The organism is Spiroplasma endosymbiont of Megaselia nigra (genome assembly GCF_003987485.1).
In the GTDB taxonomy this organism is placed as follows: domain Bacteria; phylum Bacillota_I; class Bacilli_A; order Mycoplasmatales; family Mycoplasmataceae; genus Spiroplasma.
Window position 1 is genome coordinate 1 of the sequence record NZ_RCOO01000213.1, and the last position, 1800, is coordinate 1800.

The 1800-nt window shown below is 23.2% G+C and carries 2 protein-coding genes; one reads left to right on the forward strand and one right to left on the reverse strand.

Going from position 1 to position 1800, the window contains the following annotated elements:
• Position 1: 1 nt before the first annotated feature.
• Positions 2-136: an IS3 family transposase gene (locus tag D9R21_RS08720; RefSeq protein WP_126820873.1), complete on the forward strand. Its 135-nt coding sequence runs from the start codon at positions 2-4 to the stop codon at positions 134-136.
• Between the two features lie 346 nt (positions 137-482).
• Here the strand turns inward: D9R21_RS08720 and D9R21_RS06190 are convergent, their stop codons facing one another.
• Complete coding sequence (locus D9R21_RS06190) at positions 483-1496, reverse strand: alpha/beta hydrolase (RefSeq protein ID WP_241568810.1); 1014 nt, start codon at positions 1494-1496, stop codon at positions 483-485.
• Between the last annotated feature and the right edge of the window lie 304 nt (positions 1497-1800).

The window sequence follows — 1800 nt, forward strand, 5'->3', positions numbered from 1 at the left end:
TATAACAAAATACAAAAATTTTAATGAGCTAAAAAATATGATAGATAATTATATTGTTGAGTATAATAATTATAGAAGGGTTTTAAAATTAAAAATGCCTCCAATTCAATTTGAATTAAAAAGCATTTTAAATTAAAAAAATAATTCTCAGTTATTTGAAACTGTGCAGGTAAATGTTTAAACTCTATTTTAATTTAATTTTTTAAGTTGTAATAATTTATCAAATAAATCAGAATACAGAAATAATTCAATCTTCTTGCTTTCTAACCTATCAATGCGATATAATTAAACATGTGTAAAAATTACACACAATAGAAAAAACTTTTATCAAAGGCAACAGATAAAACTTTTAAAGCTTTGGACCCCAACAACTTAAAATTAATGAATAAGATTTACGATGTTAATTTCAAGTTTTGGCAATAGTTTTAATTACTTAGAACACCTTTCTGACAAAGGTGTTTTTTATTTGTTTAATTTACATTTTAAAAATTTAAATTGCATTTATTAGCGAATGACAATGTTTTTTCTCAATATGCTTGTTGATTAGCAATTAAGGCGCCAGTATGTGCTGCTTTCTGAACAAGAAAAATTTCACTTTTCGCATTTTTATTTTGTTGTAAATAATACATTACAACAGAATTATGGTATTTCACAAAATTATCTTTTGTTCCATGGATAAATAAAATTGGTAAATCTTGTAACCGGTTATTTTTTTTTAGTAAATTCATTTGTTTTAAATTTGTTTTTGAATGTCGACGAAAATTTTTATTAATTCCTAATGACATTAATCATCACGGTAATTTGATATATTTATGTAAAAAAGCCCGAATTTGTTGGACTGGTTGTGAAAACGGACAATCAACAATTAATCAATCAATTTTATTTTCTAAATAAAACTGATGGGCATATCATAAGGCAGTTGATGCTCCCATACTAATTCCAAAAACCCCAATAATAGTTGGTGTTTTATTTTTTTTCAACCATGTAATTAAAAAATTTAAAATAATGGCATTCGTCACACCTAAATCTGATTTTTGACCATAAGTATTTCCGTGGGCATATGCATCAAAAGTTAAAATATTATAACCAGCTTGATAAAAATGATATACGTTTCGTAACCCCAAATATTTATTTCGTTTAAAGCCATGTAAACCAACAACTCACTTTGATGAATGTGGATGTTCTAATATTAAAGTACTAATCTTATTATTATTAAATTCAATAAAAGTTTCTTGGCAATCATCTGGTTTAATCATAAAATTCCTTAATTTCTTTGCCTTAACATCTGCTTCTAACTGTTGCAGTGAATTTAATTCAATATTATTTTGATCAAGCCCATTTCGTTTATATTTAAACAAATATGGAATAAAAACTTTTGAGCAAATAAAAGATAATAATAAAACAACTGGGAAAAAAATAATGACTAATAAAATCCGTCAAAAATTATAATTATATTTTTTTAATTTTCGTGAACTTTTTTTATAATTTGTTATCATCATTTAACCACCAATAGCTTATTAATATGCAATTTATAATATATTTATCCCATAATTCTATTATAATTTTATTATAAAAAACATTTTTTATTATCCTTTAACCAATTATACCAATTTTTTAACATATTCTTTGGATTATTTAATAAATTTATAAATTAATATAATCCGATTAAAACTTTTACCAACATTTATCAGTATTAAAGAAAAATTTAAAGTTTTATTTACTGATGTAACTTATTTAATTTGAAATGGTAAAAAACATTATCAATCAACAATAATTGATGGACATACTAAAGAAATTGTT